Source organism: Bradyrhizobium semiaridum (assembly GCF_020329505.1).
Lineage (GTDB): Bacteria > Pseudomonadota > Alphaproteobacteria > Rhizobiales > Xanthobacteraceae > Bradyrhizobium > Bradyrhizobium semiaridum.
On the sequence record NZ_JAGKJJ010000030.1, the window covers coordinates 11,394 to 36,979 of the forward strand.

The 25,586-nt window shown below is 64.5% G+C and carries 21 protein-coding genes; 9 read left to right on the top strand and 12 right to left on the bottom strand.

All coding sequences use genetic code 11. From position 1 onward, the window contains the following. Positions 1 to 8: 8 nt before the first annotated feature. Positions 9 to 2,330, bottom strand: coding sequence for a sensor histidine kinase (locus J6500_RS26505; RefSeq protein ID WP_225715645.1), 2,322 nt, complete (start codon positions 2,328 to 2,330; stop codon positions 9 to 11). A gap of 194 nt (positions 2,331 to 2,524) precedes the next feature. Beyond that, a complete protein-coding gene (locus J6500_RS26510) occupies positions 2,525 to 3,913 on the bottom strand; it encodes a cation-efflux pump (RefSeq protein WP_225715646.1) in 1,389 nt (462 codons plus the stop codon). Positions 3,914 to 4,291: 378 nt separating this feature from the next. Between J6500_RS26510 and J6500_RS26515 the strand changes: the two genes are divergently transcribed. Both J6500_RS26515 and J6500_RS26520 read left to right on the top strand, forming a co-directional pair. Then, positions 4,292 to 4,852 (top strand): TetR/AcrR family transcriptional regulator, encoded by a 561-nt coding sequence (locus tag J6500_RS26515; RefSeq protein WP_225715647.1) that lies wholly within the window; start codon positions 4,292 to 4,294, stop codon positions 4,850 to 4,852. A 69-nt stretch (positions 4,853 to 4,921) separates the two neighbouring features. Continuing rightward, entirely contained in the window at positions 4,922 to 5,773 is an 852-nt protein-coding gene (locus J6500_RS26520) for a DMT family transporter (RefSeq protein ID WP_225715648.1), read from the top strand. A 79-nt stretch (positions 5,774 to 5,852) separates the two neighbouring features. On the opposite strand, the gene J6500_RS26525 is transcribed toward J6500_RS26520, so the two are convergent. The 6 genes from J6500_RS26525 to J6500_RS26550 all read right to left on the bottom strand — a co-directional run bounded on the left by J6500_RS26525 (position 5,853) and on the right by J6500_RS26550 (position 12,230). Then, the gene (locus J6500_RS26525; protein WP_225715649.1) at positions 5,853 to 6,821 is read right to left on the bottom strand and encodes a zinc-binding dehydrogenase; all 969 of its coding nucleotides are present in this window, start codon (positions 6,819 to 6,821) and stop codon (positions 5,853 to 5,855) included. 163 nt (positions 6,822 to 6,984) lie between these two features. Beyond that, the gene (locus tag J6500_RS26530; RefSeq protein WP_225715650.1) at positions 6,985 to 7,980 is read right to left on the bottom strand and encodes an NAD(P)H-dependent flavin oxidoreductase; all 996 of its coding nucleotides are present in this window, start codon (positions 7,978 to 7,980) and stop codon (positions 6,985 to 6,987) included. 227 nt (positions 7,981 to 8,207) lie between these two features. Then, on the bottom strand, positions 8,208 to 8,672 hold the full coding sequence (locus J6500_RS26535) for a CBS domain-containing protein (RefSeq protein ID WP_225715651.1): 465 nt from the start codon (positions 8,670 to 8,672) through the stop codon (positions 8,208 to 8,210). A gap of 283 nt (positions 8,673 to 8,955) precedes the next feature. Then, entirely contained in the window at positions 8,956 to 10,296 is a 1,341-nt protein-coding gene (gene oxlT, locus J6500_RS26540; RefSeq protein WP_225715652.1) for an oxalate/formate MFS antiporter, read from the bottom strand. Positions 10,297 to 10,538: 242 nt separating this feature from the next. Further along, complete coding sequence (gene oxlT, locus J6500_RS26545; RefSeq protein WP_225715653.1) at positions 10,539 to 11,834, bottom strand: oxalate/formate MFS antiporter; 1,296 nt, start codon at positions 11,832 to 11,834, stop codon at positions 10,539 to 10,541. 258 nt (positions 11,835 to 12,092) lie between these two features. Next, complete coding sequence (locus J6500_RS26550; protein ID WP_225715654.1) at positions 12,093 to 12,230, bottom strand: hypothetical protein; 138 nt, start codon at positions 12,228 to 12,230, stop codon at positions 12,093 to 12,095. Positions 12,231 to 12,627: 397 nt separating this feature from the next. On the opposite strand from J6500_RS26550, the gene J6500_RS26555 reads away from it, so the two are divergent. Further along, the gene (locus J6500_RS26555; protein ID WP_225715655.1) at positions 12,628 to 12,795 is read left to right on the top strand and encodes a hypothetical protein; all 168 of its coding nucleotides are present in this window, start codon (positions 12,628 to 12,630) and stop codon (positions 12,793 to 12,795) included. 36 nt (positions 12,796 to 12,831) lie between these two features. On the opposite strand, the gene J6500_RS26560 is transcribed toward J6500_RS26555, so the two are convergent. Beyond that, positions 12,832 to 13,230, bottom strand: a complete 399-nt coding sequence (locus tag J6500_RS26560) for a tautomerase family protein (protein WP_225715656.1) — start codon at positions 13,228 to 13,230, stop codon at positions 12,832 to 12,834. 104 nt (positions 13,231 to 13,334) lie between these two features. On the opposite strand from J6500_RS26560, the gene J6500_RS26565 reads away from it, so the two are divergent. Both J6500_RS26565 and J6500_RS26570 read left to right on the top strand, forming a co-directional pair. After that, complete coding sequence (locus J6500_RS26565) at positions 13,335 to 14,195, top strand: LysR family transcriptional regulator (protein WP_225715657.1); 861 nt, start codon at positions 13,335 to 13,337, stop codon at positions 14,193 to 14,195. Positions 14,196 to 14,597: 402 nt separating this feature from the next. Continuing rightward, the gene (locus J6500_RS26570; RefSeq protein ID WP_225715658.1) at positions 14,598 to 16,796 is read left to right on the top strand and encodes an Ig-like domain-containing protein; all 2,199 of its coding nucleotides are present in this window, start codon (positions 14,598 to 14,600) and stop codon (positions 16,794 to 16,796) included. Between the two features lie 88 nt (positions 16,797 to 16,884). Here J6500_RS26570 and frc read toward each other — a convergent pair whose 3' ends face one another. The 3 genes from frc to J6500_RS26585 form a co-directional block, all read right to left on the bottom strand. Continuing rightward, positions 16,885 to 18,162 (bottom strand): formyl-CoA transferase, encoded by a 1,278-nt coding sequence (gene frc / locus J6500_RS26575; RefSeq protein WP_225715659.1) that lies wholly within the window; start codon positions 18,160 to 18,162, stop codon positions 16,885 to 16,887. A gap of 65 nt (positions 18,163 to 18,227) precedes the next feature. Further along, complete coding sequence (gene oxc / locus J6500_RS26580; RefSeq protein WP_225715660.1) at positions 18,228 to 19,961, bottom strand: oxalyl-CoA decarboxylase; 1,734 nt, start codon at positions 19,959 to 19,961, stop codon at positions 18,228 to 18,230. 78 nt (positions 19,962 to 20,039) lie between these two features. After that, positions 20,040 to 20,735, bottom strand: coding sequence for a GntR family transcriptional regulator (locus tag J6500_RS26585; RefSeq protein ID WP_225715680.1), 696 nt, complete (start codon positions 20,733 to 20,735; stop codon positions 20,040 to 20,042). Positions 20,736 to 20,953: 218 nt separating this feature from the next. Between J6500_RS26585 and J6500_RS26590 the strand changes: the two genes are divergently transcribed. The 4 genes from J6500_RS26590 to J6500_RS26605 all read left to right on the top strand — a co-directional run bounded on the left by J6500_RS26590 (position 20,954) and on the right by J6500_RS26605 (position 25,423). After that, positions 20,954 to 23,083 carry an acetate--CoA ligase family protein gene (locus J6500_RS26590; RefSeq protein ID WP_225715661.1) on the top strand — a complete coding sequence of 710 codons (2,130 nt, stop codon included), beginning with the start codon at positions 20,954 to 20,956 and terminating at the stop codon, positions 23,081 to 23,083. 207 nt (positions 23,084 to 23,290) lie between these two features. Further along, positions 23,291 to 23,698, top strand: coding sequence for a hypothetical protein (locus J6500_RS26595; RefSeq protein WP_225715662.1), 408 nt, complete (start codon positions 23,291 to 23,293; stop codon positions 23,696 to 23,698). A gap of 153 nt (positions 23,699 to 23,851) precedes the next feature. Continuing rightward, the gene (locus J6500_RS26600) at positions 23,852 to 24,631 is read left to right on the top strand and encodes an NYN domain-containing protein (protein ID WP_225715663.1); all 780 of its coding nucleotides are present in this window, start codon (positions 23,852 to 23,854) and stop codon (positions 24,629 to 24,631) included. A gap of 405 nt (positions 24,632 to 25,036) precedes the next feature. Continuing rightward, positions 25,037 to 25,423 carry a DUF1236 domain-containing protein gene (locus tag J6500_RS26605; RefSeq protein WP_225715664.1) on the top strand — a complete coding sequence of 129 codons (387 nt, stop codon included), beginning with the start codon at positions 25,037 to 25,039 and terminating at the stop codon, positions 25,421 to 25,423. Positions 25,424 to 25,586: the final 163 nt, after the last annotated feature.

A 25,586-nucleotide genomic window follows, 5' to 3' on the forward strand; every position in this document is an offset into this window, starting at 1 on the left:
GCCGAGGTCTACGCCGCCTCGGACAGCCTTTGCTGCGGCAGGTGCGGATCGCGCGGCAGGGTGACGCGGACCACGGTGCCGACGCCGAGCTTGGAGCGCAGCTTCATCGAGCCGCCGTGCAGGTTGGTCAGCGAGCGGGCGATCGCAAGGCCGAGGCCGGAGCCCTGATAGGTCTTGGTGAGCTGGCTCTCGACCTGCTCGAACGGCTTGCCGAGCCGGCGCAGCGACTCCGGCGCGATGCCGATGCCGCTGTCGGCGATCAGCAGCACGATCGAGTCGTGCAGCATCTGGCCGCGCACCAGCACGCGGCCGTGGTCGGGTGTGAACTTCACTGCGTTGGAGAGCAGGTTGACGATGATCTGCTTGACCGCGCGGCGGTCGGCCACGACCGAGATCGTGCTCTCGATATCCGACTCCAGCGACAGCTGCTTGTCCTCGGCGCGGCCCGAGACCACGCGGATCGATTCCGCGAGGATGCCGGAGAGGTCGAGCGGCGCCATGTCGAACTTCATCCGGCCGGCCTCGATCTTCGACATGTCGAGGATGTCGTTGATGACCTCGAGCAGGTATTTGCCCGACGTCAGAATGTCGTTGCAGTACTCCTGGTACTTGTCCGAGCCGAGCGTGCCGAACAGGCCGGAGCCCATGATCTCGGAGAAGCCGATGATGGCGTTGAGCGGGGTGCGCAGCTCGTGGCTCATATTGGCCAGGAACTTCGACTTCGCGGCGTTGGCATCCTCGGCGCGGGTCTTCTCCTGCGAGTACTTCTCGGCGAGGTCGGCGAGCTCGATGGCCTGCCGCTCCAGCTCGGCCTGCGAGCGCTGCAGGTCGATGACGGTGGCGCGCAGGCGCAGATCGTTGTCGACCAGCTTCTGCTCGTGCGCCTTGATGCGGGTGATGTCGGTGCCGACCGAGACGTAGCCGCCGTCCTTGGTGCGGCGCTCGCTGATGTGCAGCCAGCTGCCGTCGTCGAGCTGGGCCTCGAAGGTGCGGGCGCCGGGCGCCGGCAGGCCGCTCTCGTGCAGGCGGGTGCGCACCTCCGGCATGCAGCCGACCTCGATCACCGTTTCATAGGAGGTGCCGGGGCTGACGGCGGAATCAGGCAGCTTGTGCAGCCGCTGGAAGTGCGAGTTGCAGAGCACGAGGCGGTCGTCGGCGTCCCACAGCACGAAGGCTTCCGGAATTGTCTCGATCGCGTCGCGCAGGCGGAGGTCGGCCTCGACCGACTTTTCGGCAAGGCTCTTCTGCTCGGTGATATCGACCGCGATGCCGATCAGGTGCAGGCCGCCATCGGCCGCGGCGTGGCTGAGCTCGCAGCGCACCCGCAGCCAGATCCAGTGACCGCCGACATGCCGCATGCGGAAGCTCTGGTCGATGTGATCGATCTTGCCCGAGATCAGCTGGTCGGCGATGTCGAACAGATTGATGTCGTCGGAGTTCACCAGCGCGTTGACCTCGCCGAAGGTCAGCAGGTCGTTGCGGGTATCCAATCCCAGCAGGGTGAACATCGACTGCGACCAGAAGATCCGGCCGCGCGACAGGTCCCAGTCCCACAGTCCGCAGCGGCCGCGGTTGAGCGCGGTGTCGATCCGGCCGCGCACCGCGTCGTTGATCAGGTCGCCCTCGCGGGCGCGGGTCGATTGCCAGTGGAAGGCAAAGCCGAGGATCAGCACCACGAAGCTCGTCGTCGCCGAGAGCGTGATCGAGAGCGCGGCGTCCGATCCCCAGATCGGCTCGTTCATCTCCTGGATGACGACGACCTGGCCGGGCAGCGACTTCACGAGGCGCGAGATCGCCAGCGCGCGGGTGCCGCCGGGGAGCGTCATGTCGCTGACGACGCCCTGCTGGCCGGGCGCGACCAGGAGCTGCGCGGTCGAGATGATGTCGAGCACGCGATCGCTCTCGCCGAGGCCGTCGATCGGCACGCGCGCCAGCACGCGGTGATCGGCGCCAGCGATGATGACGTGGCGGCCGAAGGCGATGCCCCAGGACGGGATCAGGTCGGGCAACAGTTCCTGCATGCGCTCGATATTGGCGAGCCGGTCGCGGCGCACCGAGGTCAGGCGGTCGAGACGCTCGGCGAGGATGTCGGAGAGGGCGGCCAGGTCGCGCTTCATCGCGCCGCGCTTCTGCCGGTTCTGGTCGATCACCTGGACGAAGGCGCCGAGGCAGATCGTGATCAGGAAGGCGATGATGAGAGTGGGCACAGCGCGGCGCAGTGCAGGCTCGGCCGTCAAGAGCCTGTGATAGGCCGGTTTCGCGATCGACTGCGCCAATCCCTTGATCGAATCGGATTGGACGCACACGTTCGCTGCATGCGCGCGCGCCATGCCTTAGACCCCCACTCTAAGCTTGCTGTTTTACCCTGTCCGGATGCTCCCCACGTTGCATCCGAATCATGATGATTTGAATCCAGATTTCGCGAGCTGTCGAGAGTCAACGATTCGTTAATGCGAAATAAATCTTGCTCAACGCAGAATCGGAATGCGCAAAACGAGTCCGAACCGAGAACGACTCCGTAGAATTACGCGCGTGGCGGCTCGGCGTGACTGATCACACGCTTGATGTTCGGGAACGCACGGCGCAGCGCGCGCTCGATTTCGTCGACGCCGTCGTGCACCTTGATCACGCTCATCGATGGCGCGGCGCGGCAGTGGAAGTTGACGATCTCGCCGGCGTCGGTGTTGCGGACCCGCACATTGTGGATGTCGTGGATCGCGCCGCCATCGGCAAACTGCGTCAACGCGGCCTTGATGGTCTCCACGCGCTCGGGCGCGGCGTCGGTTCCGAACGGCAGCTCGGGCTGCAGCGGCTCGATATGGGTGTCGACCTCGACGTCCTCGCCGAAATCCTCGCGGATCGCGCGCTCGAGATCGTGGGCGATGGCGTGCGCCGCGGTCAATTCCATCTCGCCGTCGACCTCGAGGTCGATGCCGACGATCAGCCGGCCATCGAGATCGTGCACGGTGACGTGGTGGATGGCGAGGCCGGAATTGCGCGCGATCACCATGATGCGCTCGCGCACGCTCTCATTGTCGCGCGCCACCGGAACCGCAGTGAAGGTGAGATCGGCGTCGCCGAACGTCCTCGCCACTGCGTCCTGCGCCCTGCGCTTGATCTCCTCGACGCGGTCGATCGGATATGTGCGCGGCACGGTGGCGATGGCGTCGATGAAATACGTCGCGCCGACCATGCGGACGCGCAGGCGGTCGACGCCGACGACGCCGGGGACGGCCGCGATCGCGGCGGTGGCCTTGTCCTGGGCACCCTCGGGCGCCCGGTCGAGCAGGGTCTCGACCGTCTCGCGCGCCATGCGCAGGCCGAGCAGGGCGATCATCACCGCGACCGCGACCGCGGCCGCGGCATCGCCCCACCAGAAGCCGAGCCCGGCCAGGATCAGGCCGACGATCACGGCTGACGATCCCATCACGTCGGAGGCGAAGTGCAGCGCGTCGGCGGCCAGCGCTTGGCTCTTGGTGGCGCGCGCGGCACGGTGCAGCGCTCGGGCGCGCCACAGGTTGATGGCGATGTCGATCACGAGAACGACGAAGGGGATCGCCGAAATCTCGGGCGGCGGGCTGCCCTCGCGCAGCCGGCTGTAGGCCTCGACCAGGATGCCGCCGGCCAGCACGTAGAGCAGGGCGATGATGAACAGCGCCGAGATGCTCTCGAACTTGCCGTGGCCGTAGTGATGCTCGGCATCGGCCGGCTGGTCCGACACCCGCACCACCGCCCAGGTGATGATGGTGGCGATCAGGTCGATCGTCGAGTGCAGCGCCTCGGAGATCAGCGCCAGCGAGCCGATCGCAACGCCGACGACGAATTTCGCGGCCGCCATGCCGCCGCTGGCGAGGATCGAGATCGCGGCGACGGATGTCTTGGTGGAGGGTGCGCTGGCGTTGGAAGAGCTCATGGCGGCGGTGTAGCAGGCTGTCTGTGAACATCAAGTGTCGCTGTTCACGCGCAATCGCAACTCACTTGCATGAGCAGGTTTGTTGCGAGTCATTTCGAATTGCGAATTGCGCAGGGTGAGGCAAAGGCGTGCTTGCCCACCGTCATTCCCCGCTGCGCGATTGCGCACCTGAGCCCGCGCCGCTTGGCGCGAGCCCGGAATCATTGAGCCACGAAGCAAGTGGTGGAATCGATTCCGGGCTCTCGCTTCGCGAGTTCCGGAACGACGGGGAGGCCTCAAATCGGCCCCTTGCGATATATGGACCAATTGGTCTATATATCCCGGATGAGCCGCCCAACCACCGTGCAGTCGCCCCGTGGCCGCCCCAGAAGCTTCGACATGGAAGCCGCCGTCGAGCGCGCGATGAATGTGTTCTGGTCGCGCGGCTATCACGCCACCGCGCTGCCGGATCTGCTTCGCGCGACGAAACTCTCGCGCGGCAGCCTCTACGCCGCCTTCGGCGACAAGCATTCGCTGTTCCTGCGCGCGCTCGATCGCTACATTGCCGATGCCCTGACGCGGATGGATGTCGAACTCGACACCCAGGCAGATCCGGTCGATGGCCTGCGAGCCTACCTTGCCGGTTACGTTGAGCGCTCGTGCGGTGCCAATGGCCGGCGCGGCTGCCTGTTGGTGGCGACCGCTATGGAACTGGCTGGCCAGGATGCCGAGGTCGGTCGTCGCATCGCGAGCTTCTTCAAAACCATGGAAGCCAGGGTGGCGGACGCATTTTCCCGTGCGGAGGCTACGGGCAGATTGGCCGATGGCGTCGAGCCTTCGAGTGCCGCTCGAATTCTCATCTGTTTTGTTTGGGGATTGCGGGTGGTCGCCAAAACGGGACCGGCGCGGACCACCTCGCAGGCCACCGCGGACGCGCTCCTCGATCGCTTCCTCAGGTAGAGAACCCATAGGCGCCTCAACTATCGGCGCGCCGATATCTAGACCGATCAGTCTTGAAAGGAAAATGCCATGTCTGCCATCCAGATCGTCTGCGCGGTGGCCGTTCCCCTGCTCTGGGGTTATCAGTTCGTGGTCATTAAGGTGGGCGTGACGGAGTTTCCGCCGCTGTTCTTCCTCGCGCTACGGTTCTTGGCGATGGCGCTGCTGCTGGTCCCGTTCGTCAAAGCGCCGACGCGCCAACAATTCGGCCCGATCGCGGTCATCTCGCTTTTTCTCGGCGGGCTGAACTTCGGGCTGTTTTATGTCGGTCTCGGGCTCGGCTCGGGAAGCATGTCGGCCGTCGCCTATCAACTCGCGCCGCCCTTCACCGTGCTGCTGGCCTGGCCGCTGCTCGCGGAGCGGCCGTCGCTCGTGACATCTGCCGGCGTGGTGCTTGCGTTTGCCGGCGTGGTGCTGACAGCGGAGCCCAGCCGGTCGGCGAACGCATTGCCGCTGCTGCTTGTGGTCGGAGCCGCCTTCGCATTCGCGGTGTCCAACGTCCTGACCAAACGTTACGGCCCGTTTGATCCGCTGATGTTGATGGGGTGGTCGTCGCTGCTCACCGTGCCGCAGGTGCTGCTGATGTCGCTGCTGCTCGAGTATGGACAGGCGGCGAGCCTTGTCACGGCGGATGGACGCGGCTGGCTGGCGCTCGCCTACACCATTTTTATCGGGGGGATTGTCGGGTTCGGCCTCTGGTTCTGGCTGATCGCGCGCTGCTCGATGGATCGCATCGCGCCCTTCGGCCTGCTGGTTCCGGTGTTCGCGTTGATCTCGAGTGTGTTGTTTCTTGGCGACTGCGTGACGCCGAAGCTGGTCGTCGGTGGACTGCTCGCGATCTCTGGTGTCGCCATTACGCAGGTAAGACGGAGTCGAGCGTGAGGCGGGTTGGCCCACCGGGGTCCGCCGTTGGATCTGGCACGCGATGGCGAACCACGCTTCGGCAATCTGGCCTACGCAGCTACAGCGTCACCACGATCTTGCCGAGATGCTGGTTGGCTTCCATGTGCTCGAACGCCTTGCCGATGTCGGCGAATTTGTAGACCTTGTCGATCGGCAGCTGCAGCTTGCGGGACTCGACCGCCGGCCAGATGTCCTTGCGCACCTCCTCGAAAATCTCGCGGATCTCCTCGATGGTGCGGGTGCGGAAGGTGACGCCGATATACTGGATGCGGCGCGCCGCGTGCAGGTCGAAATTGAAGTCGCCATGGGTGCCGCCGAGCCGGCCGACATTGACGATGCGGCCCTTGACCTTGGTGGCCTTCAGGTTCTGATTGGCGACCGGGCCCGAGACCTGATCGACGATCAGATCGACGCCTTCGCCACTAGTCGCCTGCAACACCTGATCGACCCAGCCGGGATCCTTGGAATCGACAGCGAGATCGGCACCAAATTCCTTCAGGCGGCCGCGGCGCATCGCGTCGGTCGACGAGCCGATCACGAGCCTGGCGCCCTTGAGTTTTGCGATCTGCATCGCCATCAGCCCGACGCCGGAGCTTGCGCCCTGGATCAGCACGGTCTGGCCCGGCTGCAGCGCGCCTGACGTGACGACGGCGTTGTGCATCGTGGCGAGCGCGACGGGCAGGGTGGCGGCCTCGTCGAAATTCATGTTCGAGGGCGCGCGGAACAGCCGGCCGTGATCGGCGAGCGTGTATTCGGCGAACGCCGCGCCGCCCGAGCCCATGATCCGGTCGCCGACCTTGACGCCTTTGGCGTCGGGCCCGAGCTCGGCGACCTCGCCGGCCCATTCCATGCCGAGCACCGTACCGACACCGCCGGCGGCGCCGTGGACGTGGCCCTTGGTCATGCCGAGATCGGCGCGGTTAAGCCCGCAAGCATGCACCTTGACCAGCACCTGCGTGCCCTTCGGCGAGGGCTTTGCGACGTCAGTGATTTCGGGGCCGTTGGCGCCGTACACATAGGCTTTCATGGGTTTGTTCTCGTTTGGATCGTATGACGCGAATTGATTTTTAGGCCCGTCATCCCGAGGTGCTCGCCTCTTCGAGCCTCGAAGGATGAATCGGCCACCAGCCGGGCCGTCGACCCTTCGAGGCCGCTGAAGAAGCGGCCACCTCAGGGTGACGGATACCTTATTACTCCGCGGCCTGGCGCCTGGCGCCCGACAGCATGCCTTCCAGCCGCTCGCGGATGATCGCCTCGGCCTCGCGCACGATGCGCGAGACCAGTTCGGCGCAGGACGGAATGTCGTGGATCAGGCCCTGCACCTGGCCGGCCGACCAGATGCCTTCGTCGGCATCGCCAGTAGCGTAGACCATCTTGCCGCGGGCGCCGGCGACCAGCTCGCGGACGTCCTCGAATTTTGCCCCTTCCTTCTCCATCTGCACCACCTTGGTCGAGATCGCGTTCTTGGCGACGCGCGAGGTGTTGCGCATGGTGCGGAAGATCAGTTCGGTCTCGCGCTCGTCATTGGCGACGATGCGCTCCTTCACCAGCTGGTGGATCGGGCTCTCCTTGGTGCACATGAAGCGCGTGCCCATGTTGATGCCTTCGGCGCCGAGCGAGAGCGCGGCGACCAGGCCGCGCGCATCGCCGAAGCCGCCGGAGGCGATCATCGGGATCTTCACCTTGTCGGCGGCGGCGGGAATCAGGATCAGGCCGGGCGTGTCGTCCTCGCCGGGATGGCCGGCGCATTCGAAGCCGTCGATCGAGATCGCGTCGGCACCCATGCGCTCGGCGGACAGCGCATGGCGCACGCTGGTGCATTTGTGCAGCACCTTGATGCCGTGTTTCTTGAACTCGTCGACATGCTCCTGCGGCTTGTTGCCGGCGGTCTCGACGATCTTGATGCCGCTCTCGATGATGGCCTGGCGGTACTCGGCGTAGGGCGGCGGCTTGATCGCGGGCAGGATGGTGAGGTTGACGCCGAACGGCTTGTCGGTCAGCTCGCGGCAGCGCGCGATCTCCTTGCGCAGATCGTCAGGCGTCGGCTGGGTCAGCGCCGTGATCATGCCGAGCGCGCCGGCATTGGCGACGGCGGCGACCAGTTCCGCGCGACCGACCCATTGCATGCCGCCCTGCACGATCGGGTGGTCGACGCCGAACATCTCGGTGAAACGTGTCTTGATCATTCTGCCCTCGGTTTCCGTTCGAATTTTCCGCGGCGCGGACGGCCGCGCACGGTGCCTTTTGGCGTTTCGAACGAAAGGATGCCGTCCGCTCCGGCAAAAGTCTACCGGGCTGCGGCGGCGCGCCCATGCGCAAACAGCGGGGCGGCGAGAGCGGGGCGTGACGTTGCAGTCGAGCTGTTCAGCGACAACGCATGGCAGCGCTCGGCTGCAACGCCGTCGCGATATCGTCAGGTCGGCAGCGACTGCTGCGCCGCTTGATAGGCCGCCACGGTCGGTGTGACCGCAGCACCGGCCTCCTCGTCGAACGCCGCCGAGATGTCGCGCATGCTGACGACGCCGATCAAGCTGTAATTGTCGATGACAGGCAGATGGCGGATATGGTGCTTGTTCATGAGATGGCGGACGTGCTCGAGCGTATCGGTCGACGTGCAGGAGACGAGCTGCTGCACCGAGACGAATTGCGACACCCGCATGTTGGCGCCGGCCGCGCCGTGCTGGGCGATCGCGCGCACCACGTCACGCTCGGTGAACATGCCGACGGGAGTATTGCCCTCGGTGCGCACGACATCCTTGACCACGAGCGCGCTGATATTGCTGGCGCGCATCAATTGCGCAGCGATCGCCACCGTCTCGTTCATGCGAACAGTGGCAACGCGAGGGGCCTTCTTGCGCAGGATATCTCCGACTTGCATGGCAACCTCCTTGGGATCAGCGACGGAGCAAGTCTGGTATACAAAATGCCAATTGTCAACGGAGCTCTTGGTAAAATCTACCATCAAGAAATAGGCGAAATAGGCAGCTGTGCTGACGTTTCGGTCGATCTCGGATGAAAGTGATCGTCATCCCATTTTGCCGTTTCCAGCCGTTGGTATCTGGCATCCCTGTTCGCTTAAGGAAAGAGGCGCACCTGATGGTGCGCCTCAAGTCCGCCCCGGAGGAGAGCGCCGGGACCCAAGGATGTCCGACCGCGGGAAATCAGGCCGTCTTGGCCTTGGTCTCGGCGGTCGCCGCCGACGCGGCTTCCGCGGCGGCCTCGTTGCCGAGGATGAAGGCGCGGCGCAGCGGCTTGATCACGAACAGCGCCATCAGCGCGGCGGTGGCGTTGAGCGCGACCGCGATCACGAACACCGCCTGCCAGCCATAGCTGGTGGCGATGATGCTGGCCGCCGGCACCAAGAGCGAGGCGGTGCCCTTCGCGGTGTACAGCATGCCGTTGTTGGTGGTCGCGAACTTTGCGCCGAAGGTGTCGCCGCAGGTCGCGGGGAACAGCGAGTAGATCTCGCCGAACACGCCGAAATAGACCGCGGTCGCCAGCACGAACACCAGCGGGTTGTGGCCCCAGGACGACAGCGTCAGCAGCATCAGCGCCGCCGTGCCGAACGCAATGAACATCGTGTGCTCGCGGCCGATCGTGTCGGAGACCCAGCCGAAGAACGGCCGGCCGAAGCCGTCGAAGATGCGGTCGAGCGAGATCGCGAAAGTCAGCGCCGCCATCTGGAAGCCGGCGAGCGAGACCGGCGTGTTGGCGATCTTGTAGTCGTGCGCGATCGGGGCGATCTGCGCTGCGGTCATCAGGCCGCCGGCGGCGACCATCACGAACACCAGATACATCACCCAGAAGATCGGGCTGCGCAGCACCTGCGGCGGGGTGAAGTCGATCTTGGTCTGCGGCAGGTTGAGCTGCTTCTTCTTCGGCGGGATCGAAACCAGCGGCGGGCGGATGAAGAAGGCGAGCACGAACACGATCAGGCCCTGGCCGATGCCGAAGTCGAAGAATGCGGCCTGATAGCCGCTCGAGGCGATCATGTTGGCGATCGGCACCACGGTCAGCGCGGCGCCGGCGCCGAAGCCGGCCGCGGTCGCGCCGGCGGCGAGGCCGCGGCGGTCGGGAAACCATTTCAGCGCATTGCCGACGCAGGTGCCGTACACCGCGCCCGCGCCGATGCCGCCGAACACGGCGGCGGTGTAGAGCAGCGCAAGCGAGTCGGCGTACGAATTCAGCACCCAGGCGAGCGAGATCATAACGCCGCCGAACATGATGACGATGCGCGGACCGTATTTGTCGACGAACCAAGCCTCGATCGGCACCAGCCAGGTCTCGGTCACCACGAAGATCGTGAAGGCGAACTGGATCGCGGCGCGGCCCCAGTGATGGGCGCCGTCGATCGGATCGACGAACAACGTCCAGCCGTATTGCAGGTTGGCGATCATCGCCATGCACACGATGCCCATGACGAGCTGGAGCCAGCGGAAGCCGCTCGATGTGGGCTGTGCAGAGGGTTGTGCAGGTGTGGTGGCGGTAGTGCTGGAAACCATCAAGTCCTCCCGAACCGCGCGGGTCTTGTGTGACCCAGTGTCGCAATTATTGTGGCGTATCGTCGCAAGCGGCTGGCGGATGTTGGTATACTATATCCCAGAATGCAAGCCTGTCCTTCTGCTGCAATGCACCAAAAGTACCACGGCGCGCACCGATTTTCCGATGCGCTTCGGGTTCTGCAGAAACGAAAACGCCCGGCATTTCGGCCGGGCGTTTCGTCGTTCGTGATCGGGGGGAATTGTCAGGCGGTCGCGGTCGACTTCTCCACCACCACCTTGCGCCAGGGCTTGAGCAGGGCGATCGCGAGCACGGATGCCAGGATGTTGGCGCCGGCCGCGATGATGAACACGGTGTCCCAATTGCCCGAGGTCTGCTGCATGTAGTTGGCGATCGGCACCAGCAGCGCCGCGGTGCCCTTGGCGGTGTAGAGCAGGCCCGCATTTGTCGTGGCGAACTTGGCGCCGAACGTGTCGGTGCAGGTCGAGGGGAACAGCGAGTAGATCTCACCCCAGGCAAAGAACACGAAGCCGGACAGCAGCACGAACCAGAGCGGATCGTGACCGAACAGATAGAGCGCGTAGATGCCGATGCCTTCCATGCCGAAGGCGATGAACATCGTGTTCTCGCGGCCGATCATGTCGGAGATCCAGCCGAAGAACGGACGCGTCAGGCCGTTGAGGACGCGGTCGATGGTCGCCGCGAAGGTCACCGCGGTCATCGTCACCGCGAACAGCGTGACCGGCACGTTGTCGATCTTCCAGTCTGCCGCGATCGGCTTCAGATTGGCCGTCACCATCAGGCCGCCGGCGCCGACGATCACGAACATGAAGTACATCAGCCAGAAGATCGGCTGCCGCAGCACCTCGGTCGGCTGATAGTTGCGCCGGCTCTGCAGCAGATTGGCATTCTGCACCACCTGCGGCACCTGGCCGGGCTTCGGCGAGAGCAGGAAGAAGGCGAGCAGCACGATGATGATGCCCTGGCCGAGACCGAAATAGAGGAAGGTGGTCTGGAAGCCGGAGTCCTTGATCATCGCCTGGATCGGCGCGACCGTCAGCGCAGAACCCGCGCCGAAGCCCGCGGCCGTGATGCCGGCGGCAAGTCCGCGCTTGTCGGGAAACCATTTCAGCGCGTTGCCGACGCAGGTGCCGTAGACGCCGCCGGCGCCGATGCCCGCGATGATCATGCCGAGATAGTAGCCGTTCAGCGTAGTCGCCTGTGCGTTGATCGCCCAGCCGATCGCGCAGAGGACGCCGCCGATCAGGACGACGACGCGCGGGCCGTATTTGTCGACGAACCACCCTTCGACCGGCACCAGCCAGGTCTCGAACAGCACGAACAGCGTGAATGCCCACTGGATCGACGCGCGATCCCATCCAAATTTCTTCTGGATGTCGGGGACGAAGAACGTCCATCCGTACTGGTAATTGGCGATCATCACCATCGCGGCGACGCCGATTACAAGTTGTGTCCAGCGATACGTGTCGCTGACCCGCGCGGCTGTGGGGGCCGCAGCTGCCTGCACCATGTCCGACATAGATCCTCCCAAAGCGCGCTTGTCGTCATTTGTACTTGCGGCGCGCGGCGACCATCTTGGTATCTGTAATGCCAAGGTTCAAGCTGTCGCAGGCCGGCGTGCGCTTATGCCGCAGTGGCGCTTGTGGGAAGAAGACTAGTCCAACGCAAACGAAAATGGCCCCGAAAATCGGGGCCATTGGTCGAAGGTTGAATACAGGCGGGGATATCGCGGCGCCAACGAATCGGGCGGCCCTAGCGTCCTCGGAATCCGCGGTGCTTAGAGGCCGAACCGCGGCAGATCGCCGTTGCGGTTCGAGATCTCGGCGCTCTTCATCAGCAGCCGGTCGATCGTCGCCAGCAGGCGGCCGAACAGCGAGGAAGACGGCGCGAGCGCGATAGCGGAGGTCTTTGACATCGGTTTGTCCCTTTACGTCAGGAGGAGCCGGCGCGACGCCGTCTCATCATCTGGGATCAAGCTATGTATACCAGATGCCAGATACAACGGTTTTGTTTGCATGGCAGCATGCCTAGGGTGCAATGCAGCAAAACGGATCTAAGAAAGGGTGTTTAAGTACCGTTTGTCAGGAGCCGGAGCTGCGAAAACCGGGCGACGTCCTCAGAAACTTCCAGCTGAAATTGGCCTTCAAGGAGTGATCCTGCACGCGATCGCCATAGCCGATGTGGCCGTTGTTGTTGCTGGCGGTGCCATCCAGAAGGAGCCGGCGCCGTCGAGCGTGACTGTGCCTTCACCCTGATCTCCGGCGATCGTACCCACGGCGCTGCTGACCGTGCCGCTGTTCAGGACTTTCAGTGTGCCGCTGCCGCTGACACAGAGCGGATTCGATGCGGTCAAGGCGCACGTCAAGGCGATCAACAGCAAGATCGATTCCGACAGCCGGCGTGCCCCGATCGTGATCGCGCACGCCACGCCGCCGTTCGGCAATCTGTCGCCGCTGTGGAAGCTCGGCGTGCAGGGCTGAGTCCGGCCCGAAGCGCACGATCGCCGAGATCAAGCGTCACGCCGCTTCGTGGTTGTAGCGGTATTCCTGGCTGAGCCCGCCGTAACCATAGGAGACCGCGCCGCAGTCGATGATGTGGATGTTCGAGTGCGGGTGCAGATTGCCGATCAGCTCGGACAACAGCGCAAACGCCTTCTGCTGGTAGATCGACTTCTCGTCGCGCGTGTTGGTGCCCTCGGTGATCGTCACTTCGAGCCGGAACGAGTTTTTGCCGTGCTCGGCGAGCGAGCGCGCTTCGATGAACCAGTGTTCGTGCGCGAGATAGTGGACCTGCACCATGGTCCGCTCGGGCTGCTTGCGCAACGTCGTGCAGGTGAATGCGGTGAGCTCCGCGGCGAGGCGGCGGCTCAACGCCTCGTCGGGAGTCCCCGACACCGTCAGCTTGATTCCGGGCATTGCTGTCTCCAATCGTTGTCCCTGGCCCTGATGCAGCCTAGGCGCGGGATATCTTAAGCGGGAATATATGGTATGATCCATCGGAATTACCGATGGATTAACCCATGCGCCTCGACCTCGATCTCCTGCACGCCTTTGTCGTGATCTGCGATGCCGGCAGTCTCACCGCGGCCTCGCGCCGGGTGCACCGCTCGCAATCCGCGCTCAGCGAGCAGATGCAGAAGCTGGAGGACGCCTGCGGCCGCCTGCTGCTGGTACGCGGCAAGAGCGGCGCGCATCCGACGCCGGCCGGCGAGCGGCTGCTGCAACATGCGCGCCAACTACTCGGCCTGTCCGAACTGGCGTATCAAGACGTCCAGGGCATCGAGATCGCCGGCACGCTGCGGCTTGCGATGACCGACTATTTCCGTCCCACGCAGGTCATCGACGTGCTGGCGCGGATCCGCGCGCGCTATCCGCGGCTGCGCCTGCAGGTCTCGGTGCGCAAGAGCGCGCTGATCGAGGAGGACCCCGACGATTTCGACATCGGCATCTCGATGCGCCTGGTCGATACGGCGGTGCGGCGCAGGGCGCCCGACGACGGCCGCATCCTGATCGCGCGCGAACCAGTATCGTGGATCGCGCATGACGGGTTCAAGCGCCCCAAGGCTGCGCGCTGGCCGCTGGTGACGCTGCCGGAAACCTGCTCGCTGCAGCGCGCGATCGTCCGCGCGCTGCACCGGCACAAGGTCAAGTTCGACGTCGTGCTGACGGCGTCGGGCGTCGCCGGCCTGCACATGGCCGTCGCCGCCGGCCTCGGCGTCACCTGCCTCAACGCCTCGGCCGCACCGCCGGACGCACGGCGCTTCGTCTCCGACGAACTGCCCGAAATGCCCGACGCCGAATTCTCCCTGTTGCCGCCGAAGCCGAACGAGCCGGCGCTGGTGGGCGAGGTCAGGCGGTTGCTGGTGGCGCAGTTTGCGTGAGCCAGCGCGCAGCTCAAACCGCGTGTCAGAACGGGCGCATCGGAAGTGGGACGCTGCCCGAACCGACCAGCATGCCCAGGTTTCGTCGGCCGCAAGTGTGAACTCCGAGCCCGCGCTGCGGCATCGAATATTGCCCTTTTGTCGTTTGTTTCGCTCGGCCTGATTCCTGTGCGCGACCGCGCAGGTGTGATGGCGCGCACACTCGGAACCAAAAGCATCCGGTGATCGCAAGCTGTCCCAATTCGAAGAGGTTTCGGGAAACTGTTGCGCGCGAGGGAGGCGTCGACTACGCTGAGATTGTGTCGTAGATGAAAGCAATTTTAAGTTATTTATTTCTATCCGCCGTCCCCCACGTCCTCTGCGACATCGCGCGACTTAACCGCCACCACTGGAGGATTATCCATGGCTGAGTTCTGTCCCCGCAGCATTCACTTCACGCTCAATGCAAAACTGGGCATCGCCGTCGACGTCACCGTCGTCGAAAATGCAGGCAATCTGGACTTCACCGTCGAAGTGCTGGGCTCGCCGAGCAAGACGGCCGACCTTCGCGGTCTGTTTTTTCATTTCAACGAGCTCGATCTCCCCGGACTGACGATCATCGATACCGACGGCGTCATAACGGGTGAGCAGGTCAAGGCGAACGGCGTGAGCAACCTCGGAGGCGGCGTCAACATGAACGGCGCCACGGGGCCGTTCGACGTCGGCATCGCCTTCGGCACGCCCGGCAAAGGCCACGATCTCATCAACGGCGTGCATTTCACGCTCGATGCCGCGCAGGACATCACGCTCGACGATATCGCGCATCTCCAGGTCGGCGCCCGGCTCACCAGCGTCGGCGACAAGATCACGGCATTCGCTCCCGCGGCGCCCGACGCGATCGACGATACCGGCACCACCCACGAGGACACGACGGTCCAGCTCTTCGTGCTCGGCAACGATACCGATGCGGACGGCACCGCCTCGCTGAAGATCACCGAGATCCACCAGGAGGCGGGCGCCCACGGCACGGTGACGATCGCCGCCGACGGCAAGAGCCTGTTCTACACGCCGAACCCCGATTTCGCAGGGCTGAACACCGATCCCAACAGCATCGACGATTCCTTCACGTATTGCGTCACCGATGCCAACGGCGGCGAGGATCACGCCACCGTCAACATGCACATCGTTCCGGTCGCCGACCAGCCGGAGATCAGCTTCCAGGTGCTCGCACCGCAGGACGGCGATCCCGTCAACGAGATCCGTCTCCATGTCACGGCCACGACCGCCGACATCGACGGCTCCGAACTATTGAGCAGTCTCGTCTTCGGAGACTTGCCGGCCGGCGTGACCATCAACGCCGGAGCCATCACGCACTCGCTTGTCGACGGTATCAGGGACTCCGCCTCAGAGGACATTGTGCTGTTCCTGCCGACCGATCATTCCAGCAATTTCGATTTCTCGATGACGGCGACCGCCGACGAGAACGGCAACGGCGATCCCGACACGGCGTCGGTCACGACTTCCCAGCACATCCAGCTCGATGTCGCGCACAATGCGACGCAGGAGACGTTCACGGCGACCAACCAGAGCATCTGGGATCCGAGCCTGCCGGGCGGCTTCGACGACAGCCGCTTCCTCGGGATCGACGTCAGCGGCGATCCCGGCGTCGACCTTGGCGTGCTTGGATCGGCCGGCGGCCATTACGAGCTGAAGGTCGGCTTCCAGTCGACGCTGCATGCGACGCTGGGCGATATCGACGCGACGCTGCCTTACGACATCACCATCGACACCGCCTACAACAGAACGACCGATTCGCTCCTGATCACGCCCAACAGCGCGCTGGCAGCCGGGGGAACCTTTAACACCACCGGTGCCGGCGGGTCCTACAGCCTCGACTTCATCTTCCATGCGCTGTTGTCGGCGCATGTCGACGTGCTCGGTCTGATCGGCGGCAGTGCGACGGTTGGTCCGCTGGATCTCGGTTTCAACATCTTCGGCATCGACAGCGCGACGTTCAGCGACACCATCGATATCCCGCCGCTCAATCCGGTGGCGACACTCACTTTGCAGTGGCCGCAGGTCGATACGGTCGGCTCCCAGAACGGGACCAACACGCTGCACTCGGACGGAGCAAGCGCGGATATCGTCAATCTCGACGTCGACATGGTGGCGCTGGCGCTGGCCGCCCTCGGCATCAGTCCGAATCCGCTCGACCTCGGCTTCGTCAACCTGCTCAGCCTGTCGGTCGACGGCGGCGTCAACATGACCCAGCACTTCGATCTCACCTCGCTCGGTCTCGATGCCTCGCTGAAACTGGAAGACGACACGATCATTCCGGTGCATTTCGGCACGCCGCTCGATGTCATCCAGAACGCCTCGATCCATGACATCAATCATGACGGATTGATCGGCATGGACCTGCTGCTGACGCCCGATGTCGACCTGACCAACACGACGGGAATCGGCTTCAACGTCGGCGCATCGCTCGACCTGCTCAAATTCCCCGACCCGGTGGGAACGCTGATCAGCCTCGGCGGCGATTTCCCGCTCGGGGAAATTCCGATCTACACCAACACGTTCGGACTTCAGTTCGACTCGCAGAACTACCTGCTGTCGGCCTAGCCGATTCAAGAAATGCGGCACGGCGTGTCGCCCAAAACAAATGGCCGCGGTTGCCCGCGGCCATTTGCATCTCGTCTGCGTGCTGCCGCTACTCGGCGGCCTGCTTCTGCGGCGGATCGAGCGCGCCGGAAGCGTGGATCTCGGCGACCTGGTGATCGGAGAAGCCGAGCACCTCGCGCAGGATCTCGTCGGTGTGCTCGCCGAGCAGCGGCGAGCGCTGCACGTCGCTCGGCGAATCCGACAGCTTGATCGGGTTGCCGACCGAGAGGTACTTGCCGCGGGTCGGGTGATCGACCTCGACCACGGTGCCGGTGGCGCGCAGCGACGGGTCTTCGGCGAGTTCCTTCATCGACAGGATCGGGCCGCAGGGGATGTCGTCCTTGTTGAGGATCTCCATCGCCTCGAACTTGGTCTTGGTCATCGTCCACTGCTCGATGCGGGCGAAGATCTCGTTGAGGCGCGGCAGGCGGGCCGGCGGCTTGGCGTAGTTCGGATCGGTCTTCCAGGAGGGCTCGCCGATCACGTCGCAGATCTTCTCCCAGACCGGGGCCTGGGTGATGAAGTAGATGTAGGCGTTCGGGTCGGTCTCCCAGCCCTTGCACTTCAGGATGCGGCCGGGCTGGCCGCCGCCGGAATCGTTGCCGGCGCGCGGCACGGCGTCGCCGAACGGGATGCCTTCGCCGAACTGGCTGTATTCCTTGAGCGGGCCGTGGGCGAGGCGCTGCTGGTCGCGCAGCTTGACGCGGGCGAGGTTGAGGACGCCGTCCTGCATCGCCGCGGTGACGCGCTGGCCCTTGCCGCTATGGGTGCGTTGGTAGAGCGCGGTGACGATGCCGAGCGCGAGATGCAACCCGGTGCCGCTGTCGCCGATCTGCGCGCCGGTGACCAGCGGCAGGCCGTCGCGGAAGCCGGTGGTGGAGGCGGCGCCGCCGGTGCACTGCGCGACGTTCTCGTAGACCTTGCAATCCTCATACGGGCCGGGGCCGAAGCCCTTGATCGAGGCAACGATCATCTTCGGGTTGATGGCGTGGATCTTCTCCCAGGGGAAGCCCATGCGGTCGAGCACGCCGGGGCCGAAATTCTCGACCAGCACGTCGCAGCTCTTGATCAGCGCGGTCAACACCTCCTTGCCCTTCGGGTTCTTGGTGTCGAGCGTGATCGAGCGCTTGTTGTGGTTCAGCATGGTGAAATACAGGCTGTCCACGTTCGGGATGTCCTGCAGCTGGCCGCGCGTGATGTCGCCGACGCCGGGACGCTCGACCTTGATCACGTCGGCGCCGAACCAGGCCAGCAGCTGCGTGCAGGTCGGCCCCGACTGGACGTGGGTGAAATCGAGAATGCGAACGCCCTTGAGCGCCTTGGTCATGTCGTTTGCTCCGTACTCTGGTCTACCCCTGCACCCGCAGGGAAAATGGGTTGAAGGGGGATAGCTTACTTCTTCTTCTGCAGCACGCTCTGCGGATTGAGGTTGCCGATGCGGCCGCTTTCCGAGCCCGCCGCCGGATCGATCACCGCGTTGATCAGGGTCGGCTTGCCGGAATCCAGCGCCGCGTTGACCGCGCGCTTCAGCTCGTCGGGGGAGGTGGCGTTGACGCCGACGCCGCCGAACGCCTCCATCATCTTGTCGTAGCGCGAACCCTTGACGAACACCGTGGTCGCCGGATCGTCGCCGGCGCTGTTGACGTCGGTGCCACGATAGATGCCGTCATTGTTGAAGATCACGACGCAGATCGGCAGCTTGTAGCGGCAGATGGTCTCGACCTCCATGCCCGAAAAACCAAAGGCGCTGTCGCCTTCGACCGCCAGCACCGGATGGCCGGTCTCGATCGCGGCCGCGATCGAATAGCCCATGCCGATACCCATGACGCCCCAGGTGCCGACGTCGAGCCGCTTGCGCGGCTTGTGCATGTCGACGACGCCGCGGGCGAGGTCGAGCGTGTTGGCGCCCTCGTTGACGAAGATGGTCTCCGGCCGCTCCGCGATGATCGCGCGCAGCGCGCCGAGCGCACCGTGATAGTCCATCGGGGAAGCGTTGCTCATCAGCTTCGGCGCCATCTTGGCGACGTTGTCGTCACGCTTCTTGGCCACGGTCGCGAGCCAATCGCTCGGCGCCGCCGGCCAGTTCGCGCCCATGCCGTCGAGCAGCGCGGTAACGCAGGAGCCGATATCGCCGACCACGGGAGCGACGATCTCGACGTTGGAATCCATCTCCTTCGGTTCGATATCGACCTGGATGAATTTCTTCGGGGCATCGCCCCAGGTCTTGCCCTTGCCGTGCGACAGCAGCCAGTTGAGGCGGGCGCCGATCAGCATCACGACGTCGGCGTCCTTCAACACGGTCGAGCGCGCCGCGCCCGCGCATTGCGGATGCAAATCGGGCAAGAGGCCCTTGGCCATGCTCATTGGCAGGAACGGCACGCCGGCCTTTTCGATGAAGGTCTTGATCGCCTCGTCGGCCTGCGCGTAGGCCGCGCCCTTGCCGAGGATGACCAGCGGACGTTTTGCACCCTTCAGAACCTCGAGCGCGCGCTTGACCGCCGATGGGGAGGGGATCTGCTCCGGCGCCGCATCGATCACCTTGACCAGCGACTTCTGGCCGGCGTCGGCGTTCATCACCTGGCCGAACAGCTTTGCCGGCAGGTCGAGATAGACGCCGCCCGGACGGCCCGACACCGCGGCGCGGATCGCGCGTGCCAGGCCGATGCCGATGTCCTGGGCGTGCAGCACGCGGAACGCGGCCTTGCACAGCGGCTTGGCGATCGCGAGCTGGTCCATCTCCTCATAGTCACCCTGCTGCAGGTCGACGATCTCGCGCTCGGAGGAGCCCGAGATCAGGATCATCGGGAAGCAGTTGGTGGTGGCGTGGGCCAGAGCCGTGAGACCGTTGAGGAAGCCGGGCGCCGACACCGTGAGGCAGACGCCCGGCTTCTTGGTCAGGAAGCCGGCGATCGAGGCCGCATAGCCGGCGTTCTGCTCGTGGCGGAACGAGAGCACGCGAATGCCCGCCGCCTGGGCCATACGGCCTAGATCCGTGATCGGGATACCCGGCACACCGTAGATGGTGTTGATGCCGTTGAGCTTGAGCGCATCGATGACGAGGTGGAAGCCATCAGTCAGCTCTTGCTCGGTGCCCGGTGCCTCGGACTTCACAGCGGTATTCAGCATCGGCATCGTCTCCCTTGATCGTTCTTGTTCGGACGATCTGTTGTCGTCTGAAGCGAGTGGACTTAAGTGAACAATTCTCTACGTGAATAGCTCTTGGCCATGCGCCTCGACATAAGCCGCAAGGCCAAGGGTGTGGTCGCGCGCCCGCTTTTCGGCGAGTTCGGTGTCGCGTGCTTCCAGCGCCTCGATGATCCCGAGATGCTCGGGCAGCGAGGTCGCGGTGCGGTCCTTGCGGCCGATCGTGAGCTGGCGGTAGCCGCGCACGTGCAGCAGGAGGTCATTGGTGAGGTCGACCAGCACAGGCGATTCCGACAGCGAGATCAGCGCCTGGTGGAACGCGATGTTGGCCTTGGAGTATTCCTCGACGTGATCCTGCGGCAGCCGGTCCGGGCCGAAATCCTTGAAGAAGTCGCGCAGCGCCGTGATGTCCTTCTTGCGCGCGGTGGTGGTGATCAGGCGCGCGGCCATGCTCTCCAGCGCGGCCCAGGCCCGGATCATGTCGACGATCTCGGCCTTGGTGCGGCGGACCACGACGATGCCGCGGCGCGGCACGGTCTTCACGAAGCCATCCTGCTCGAGCATCGCGATCGCTTCGCGGATCGGCGTGCGGCTGACACCGAGGCGCTCGGAGAGGGCGCGCTCGTCGAGCATCACCGGCTCCGGCGTCGCGTAGATATCCATCTTCAGAATCGCTTCTTTCAAGGCCTCGTAGGCCTTGTTCTTGAAGCTTGTCTCCGGCGCGATCCGGACGATGGCGATGTCAGTGTCGGCCATGTTGTTAGGCGACGCCTTGGTCTGTGTTGGTTCGGGCACGATTCGTCTCCTCCTCTTGGAGACGTCTTCTTAGCAGAAGAAAGTATCATAGTTTTTGGCATGCCAAATACCAGAATGTCAAGACGCGCATTTTTTCGGCGTTTTTGAGTGGTCAGCTAGCTTGACAATTGCTTCTCTGGCATACCAAATGCCATAAAATTTGTCCCAGGAGGAAGCCAATGTCAAACTCGAAGGATGCGGTCCGCAAAGTTCTCGATGCGGTCAAGGCCGATAAACGCACGAGTCTCACCGCGCCCGAGGGCAAGGTAGTGTGCGATGCCTACGGCATTCCGGTGCCGAAGGAGGGCGTCGCCAAGTCGGCGGCCGAAGCCGCCCGGATCGCCTCCGACATGGGTTTCCCGGTGGTGATGAAGATCGTCTCCCCGGACATTCTCCACAAGACCGAGGCTGGCGGCGTCGTGGTCGGCGTCAAGACCGCTGCGGACGCCGAGAAAAGCTACGAGGCCATTCTCGCCAACGCCCGGAAGTACAAGGCCGACGCCAAGATCGAAGGCATCCAGGTGCAGCAGATGCTGGGCGGCGGCACCGAGGTGATCGTCGGCTCGATCACCGACGGCTCGTTCGGCAAGCTGGTCGCCTTCGGCCTCGGCGGCGTGCTGGTCGAGGTCCTCAAGGACATCACCTTCCGCCTCGCGCCGGCGACCAGGGACGACGCGCTGTCGATGCTGGACGGCATTCAGGCCCATGAGATGCTGAAGGGCGTGCGCGGCGGCGACCCGGTCAACCGCGAGGCGCTGGCTGACGTGATTGTGAAGGTCTCGCAGCTGGTCAGCGACTTCCCCGAGATCGTCGAACTCGACCTCAACCCGGTGTTCGCCACCAAAGCCAATGCGATCGCCGCCGACGTCCGCATCGTCGTCGACTTCGACTACAAGCCGCGCCCGGCGCCACGCCCGACCGAAGAGATCGTAGCGGCGATGAGCCGCATCATGCAGCCGAAGGGCGTTGCCGTGATCGGCGCCTCCGCCGAGGACGGCAAGATCGGCAACTCGGTGATGAAGAACCTCATCAACGGCGGCTACAAGGGCGAGATCTATCCGATCCACCCGAAGGCCGAGGAGATTCTCGGCTACAAGGCCTACAAGAGCGTCAAGGACGTGCCCGGCGTGATCGACACCGCGGTGTTCGCGATTCCCGCCAAGTTCGTCGCCGGCGCGCTCGCCGAATGCGGCGAGAAGAAGATCCCGGGTGCCGTACTGATTCCCTCGGGCTTTGCCGAAGCCGGCGCGCCCGAATTGCAGGCCGAGATCGTCGAGGTCGGCAAGAAATACAACATCCGCCTGATGGGGCCGAACATCTACGGCTTCTATTATACCCCGGCCAATCTCTGCGCGACCTTCTGCACCGCCTACGACGTCAAGGGTCACGCTGCGCTGTCGTCGCAGTCGGGCGGCATCGGCATGGCGATCATCGGCTTCTCGCGCTCGGCCAAGATGGGCGTCTCGGCGATCGTCGGTCTCGGCAACAAGTCCGATATCGACGAGGACGATCTGCTCGCCTTCTTCGAGCAGGACCCGAACACCAATCTGATCGCGCAGCACTGCGAGGACCTGAAGGACGGCCGCGCTTTCGCCGAAGCGGCCAAGCGCGTCGCCAAGAAGAAGCCGGTGGTCGTGCTCAAGGCCGGCCGCACTTCAGCGGGTGCGAAGGCGGCCTCGTCGCACACCGGCGCGCTCGCCGGCAACGACAAGATCTATGAGGACGTGTTCAAGCAGTCCGGCGTGATCCGCGCCCGGTCCTTGCGGCAACTGCTCGAATTCGCCCGCGGCGTGCCGGTGCTGCCGACGCCGAAGGGCGAGAACGTCCTCATCATCACCGGCGCCGGCGGCTCCGGCGTGCTGCTGTCCGACTCGGTCGTCGACAACGGCCTGTCGCTGATGCAGATGCCGCCGGACCTCGATGCCGCGTTCCGCAAGTTCATTCCGCCGTTCGGCGCGGCCGGAAATCCTGTGGATATCACCGGCGGCGAGCCGCCGATCACCTATGTCAACACGGTGAAGCTCGGCCTGTCGGATGAGCGCATCCACGCCTTGATCCTCGGCTATTGGCACACCATCGTGACGCCGCCGATGGTGTTCGCGCGCAACATGGTCGAGGTGAAGAAGGAGATGGAGGCCAAGGGTTTTGTGAAGCCGATGGTCGCCTCGCTGGCGGGCGACGTCGAGGTCGAGGAAGCCGCCGAATATCTCTACCAGAACGGCATCCCGGCCTATGCCTACTCGACCGAGCTGCCGGTCGAGGTGCTTGGCGCCAAGTACAAGTGGGCGCGCGGCGCGGGCCTGCTCTGAGCTGATCGTCGTCATATCGATCTGATCGACACATCGATGCCGCTTCGGACATCCTCCGGAGCGGCATCGAACCGTTAACGGCATCCGAGAAATCGGGGCCTATCGGATAATCCGGCTTTAACGGGCGCCGACTAGACCGTCTCTTGCGACATGCGTGATGCCTCGATGGCGCCGGATGTTGCATCGGCAGGAGGCCCTTATCCCGTCATGTCAGCGCAACTCGATTTGGATTTTGCCAGCGACGATCAAGCGAGGGCGCAGATCGACGCGGCGGTGAGCTATCTGCTCAGGAACACTGCCGGCGTCGCACGCGAGCATGTGGTCGAGGCGATTATCGAGATGGTTCGCGGCGCCGCCAGCCGCGCGCCCGGTCCGGCAACCGCATCCAATCGATCGCCCCTGACCGGCGTCATCTATCGGGATTTTGTCATCGACGCCTACCGGCGCGATGTCGATCGCTGGCGCGCGACCATCCGCCGCGCGAACGGCAAGAAGATCCGGCTCGCCTCTCCGCCCTCGGTGCGTGACGAGGCGACGACGACGGCGGATGCGATCACCGCCGAGAAGGCCGTCGAGTTCGCAAGGCGGGCGATCGACATGGGCGAGGTGATCTGAGCCGCACCTGCTGCGACCGCCCGATCGCGAAGCTCCGCCGGCGGCCGCAGAGTCTATCCCTGGACCACGCGATGTGCTCCGATGCGGCGGCTGCGCCGGTTCCGCGGCCGGCTGCTGAATCCCCGTCCATCGCCTTCCAGCTTGAGAAATGCCATGCCATCCGAACTCCGTTCGCCGCGTCTTGCCGTCCTGATCGACGCCGACAATGCATCCGCGAAGATCGCCGACGGGCTGTTCGAGGAGATCGCCAAGATCGGCGAGGCCAGTGTGCGCCGCATCTACGGCGACTTCTCCAATCCGAGGTCCAGAGGTTGGGCCGATGTGCTGTCCAAGCACGCCATCATCCCGCAACAGCAATTCGCCTACACGACCGGCAAGAATGCGTCCGACATCACGCTGGTGATCGACGCCATGGACCTCCTGCACAGCGGCCGGTTCGACGGCTTCTGCCTGGTGTCGTCGGACAGCGATTTCACCCGGCTTGCCGCCCGCATCCGCGAGCACGGCATCGACGTGTTCGGGTTCGGCGAGCAGAAGACGCCGGAAAGTTTCCGCCAGGCCTGCCGCAGGTTCGTCTATACCGAGAACCTGCGCGGCGGGGCGCCCAGCAATCAGGACACGGCCGCGCGTGCCCAGCCCTTGCAGCCGCCGGAGGCGGCCACGCCGATCATCAAGAAGGTCATCAGCCAGATGGCGAGCGAGGACGGCTGGGTGACGCTCGGCGAAGTCGGGCGGCAGCTTGCCAACCTCGCATCCGACTTCGATCAACGGACCTACGGCTTCCGCACTCTGAGCGATCTGGTCCGCAAGACCAACGCCTTCGAGATCGATCAACCCAAGGGCGGCGCGATGCGCATCCGCATCATGCCGGCGACTGCGCCGACGCCAAAACCGCCCAGACGGCGGCGGCCCGCGCGAAAACCGCCGGAGTGAACGCCACTCGGCGCCACACACTCGGTGTCGTCCCCCGGCTCGACCGTGCGACCCAGTACGCCGCGGCCTATCGATTGATCACAACCGTCTCTGGAATACTGGATCGCCCGGATGACGGTGGAGTTTGTCGGCGCATCGGGGATGATCATGCAGTTTCGGAATAATGGAATAATACTCCTGAGTTGCCCGACATGTCAAGCTGTCGTGTCGAACGCCGGCGCTGCCTGCTCCTTTGCATGGGGTTGTTTTTCGAGGTTTTGATAGCGCGCCTCCCAGCAGCGGCAATTCGGTTGCGCGAACCAGGCGGAACTGCGTTTCGCGCATGATGCGTCGCGCGTCGGAAACCGGAACGATCTCCTACCTCCGGATGTTGAAGGGCATCGATCAACCCTGAGGAGGAGAACCATGAACAAGCGTCTTGCCGCTTCCCTTGTCGCCGCGTCGCTGCTCGCGTCCGGCTCGGCCTTTGCGCAGTCCACCACGGCTGCCGGCGCGGCCAACGGTGCGCGGGCAGGTGGCGACATCGCAGGCCCCGTGGGCGAGATCGTCGGCGGCACGGTCGGTGCGGCGGTCGGCGCCGGGCTCGAGATTCCGAATGCCGTGATCGGCGCGATCCCGCGCGATCAGCCGTCGGTCATGGTGCGTGAGCGCGTCGTGGTCGGCGAGCCGCTGCCCGACACCGTCGTGCTGCACCCGGTGCCGCGCTACAGCGAGTACCGCTACGCGGTCGTCAACGATCGCCGCGTCATCGTCGAGCCGCGCACCCGACGGGTGATCAAGGTCATCGACTGAACCAGGCGACCTTGTGAACGACATCCCCGCGGGCACCTTGCCCGCGGGGATGCGTTTGTCCATGACGAGCGGCATGGCACCGCCGCGCTTTTGCATGCAGCGCCCGCTTGGCCTGACTTGCCGATCCCCTAGACTGGTCAGCAATGATCAAAAGAGCAGGGGA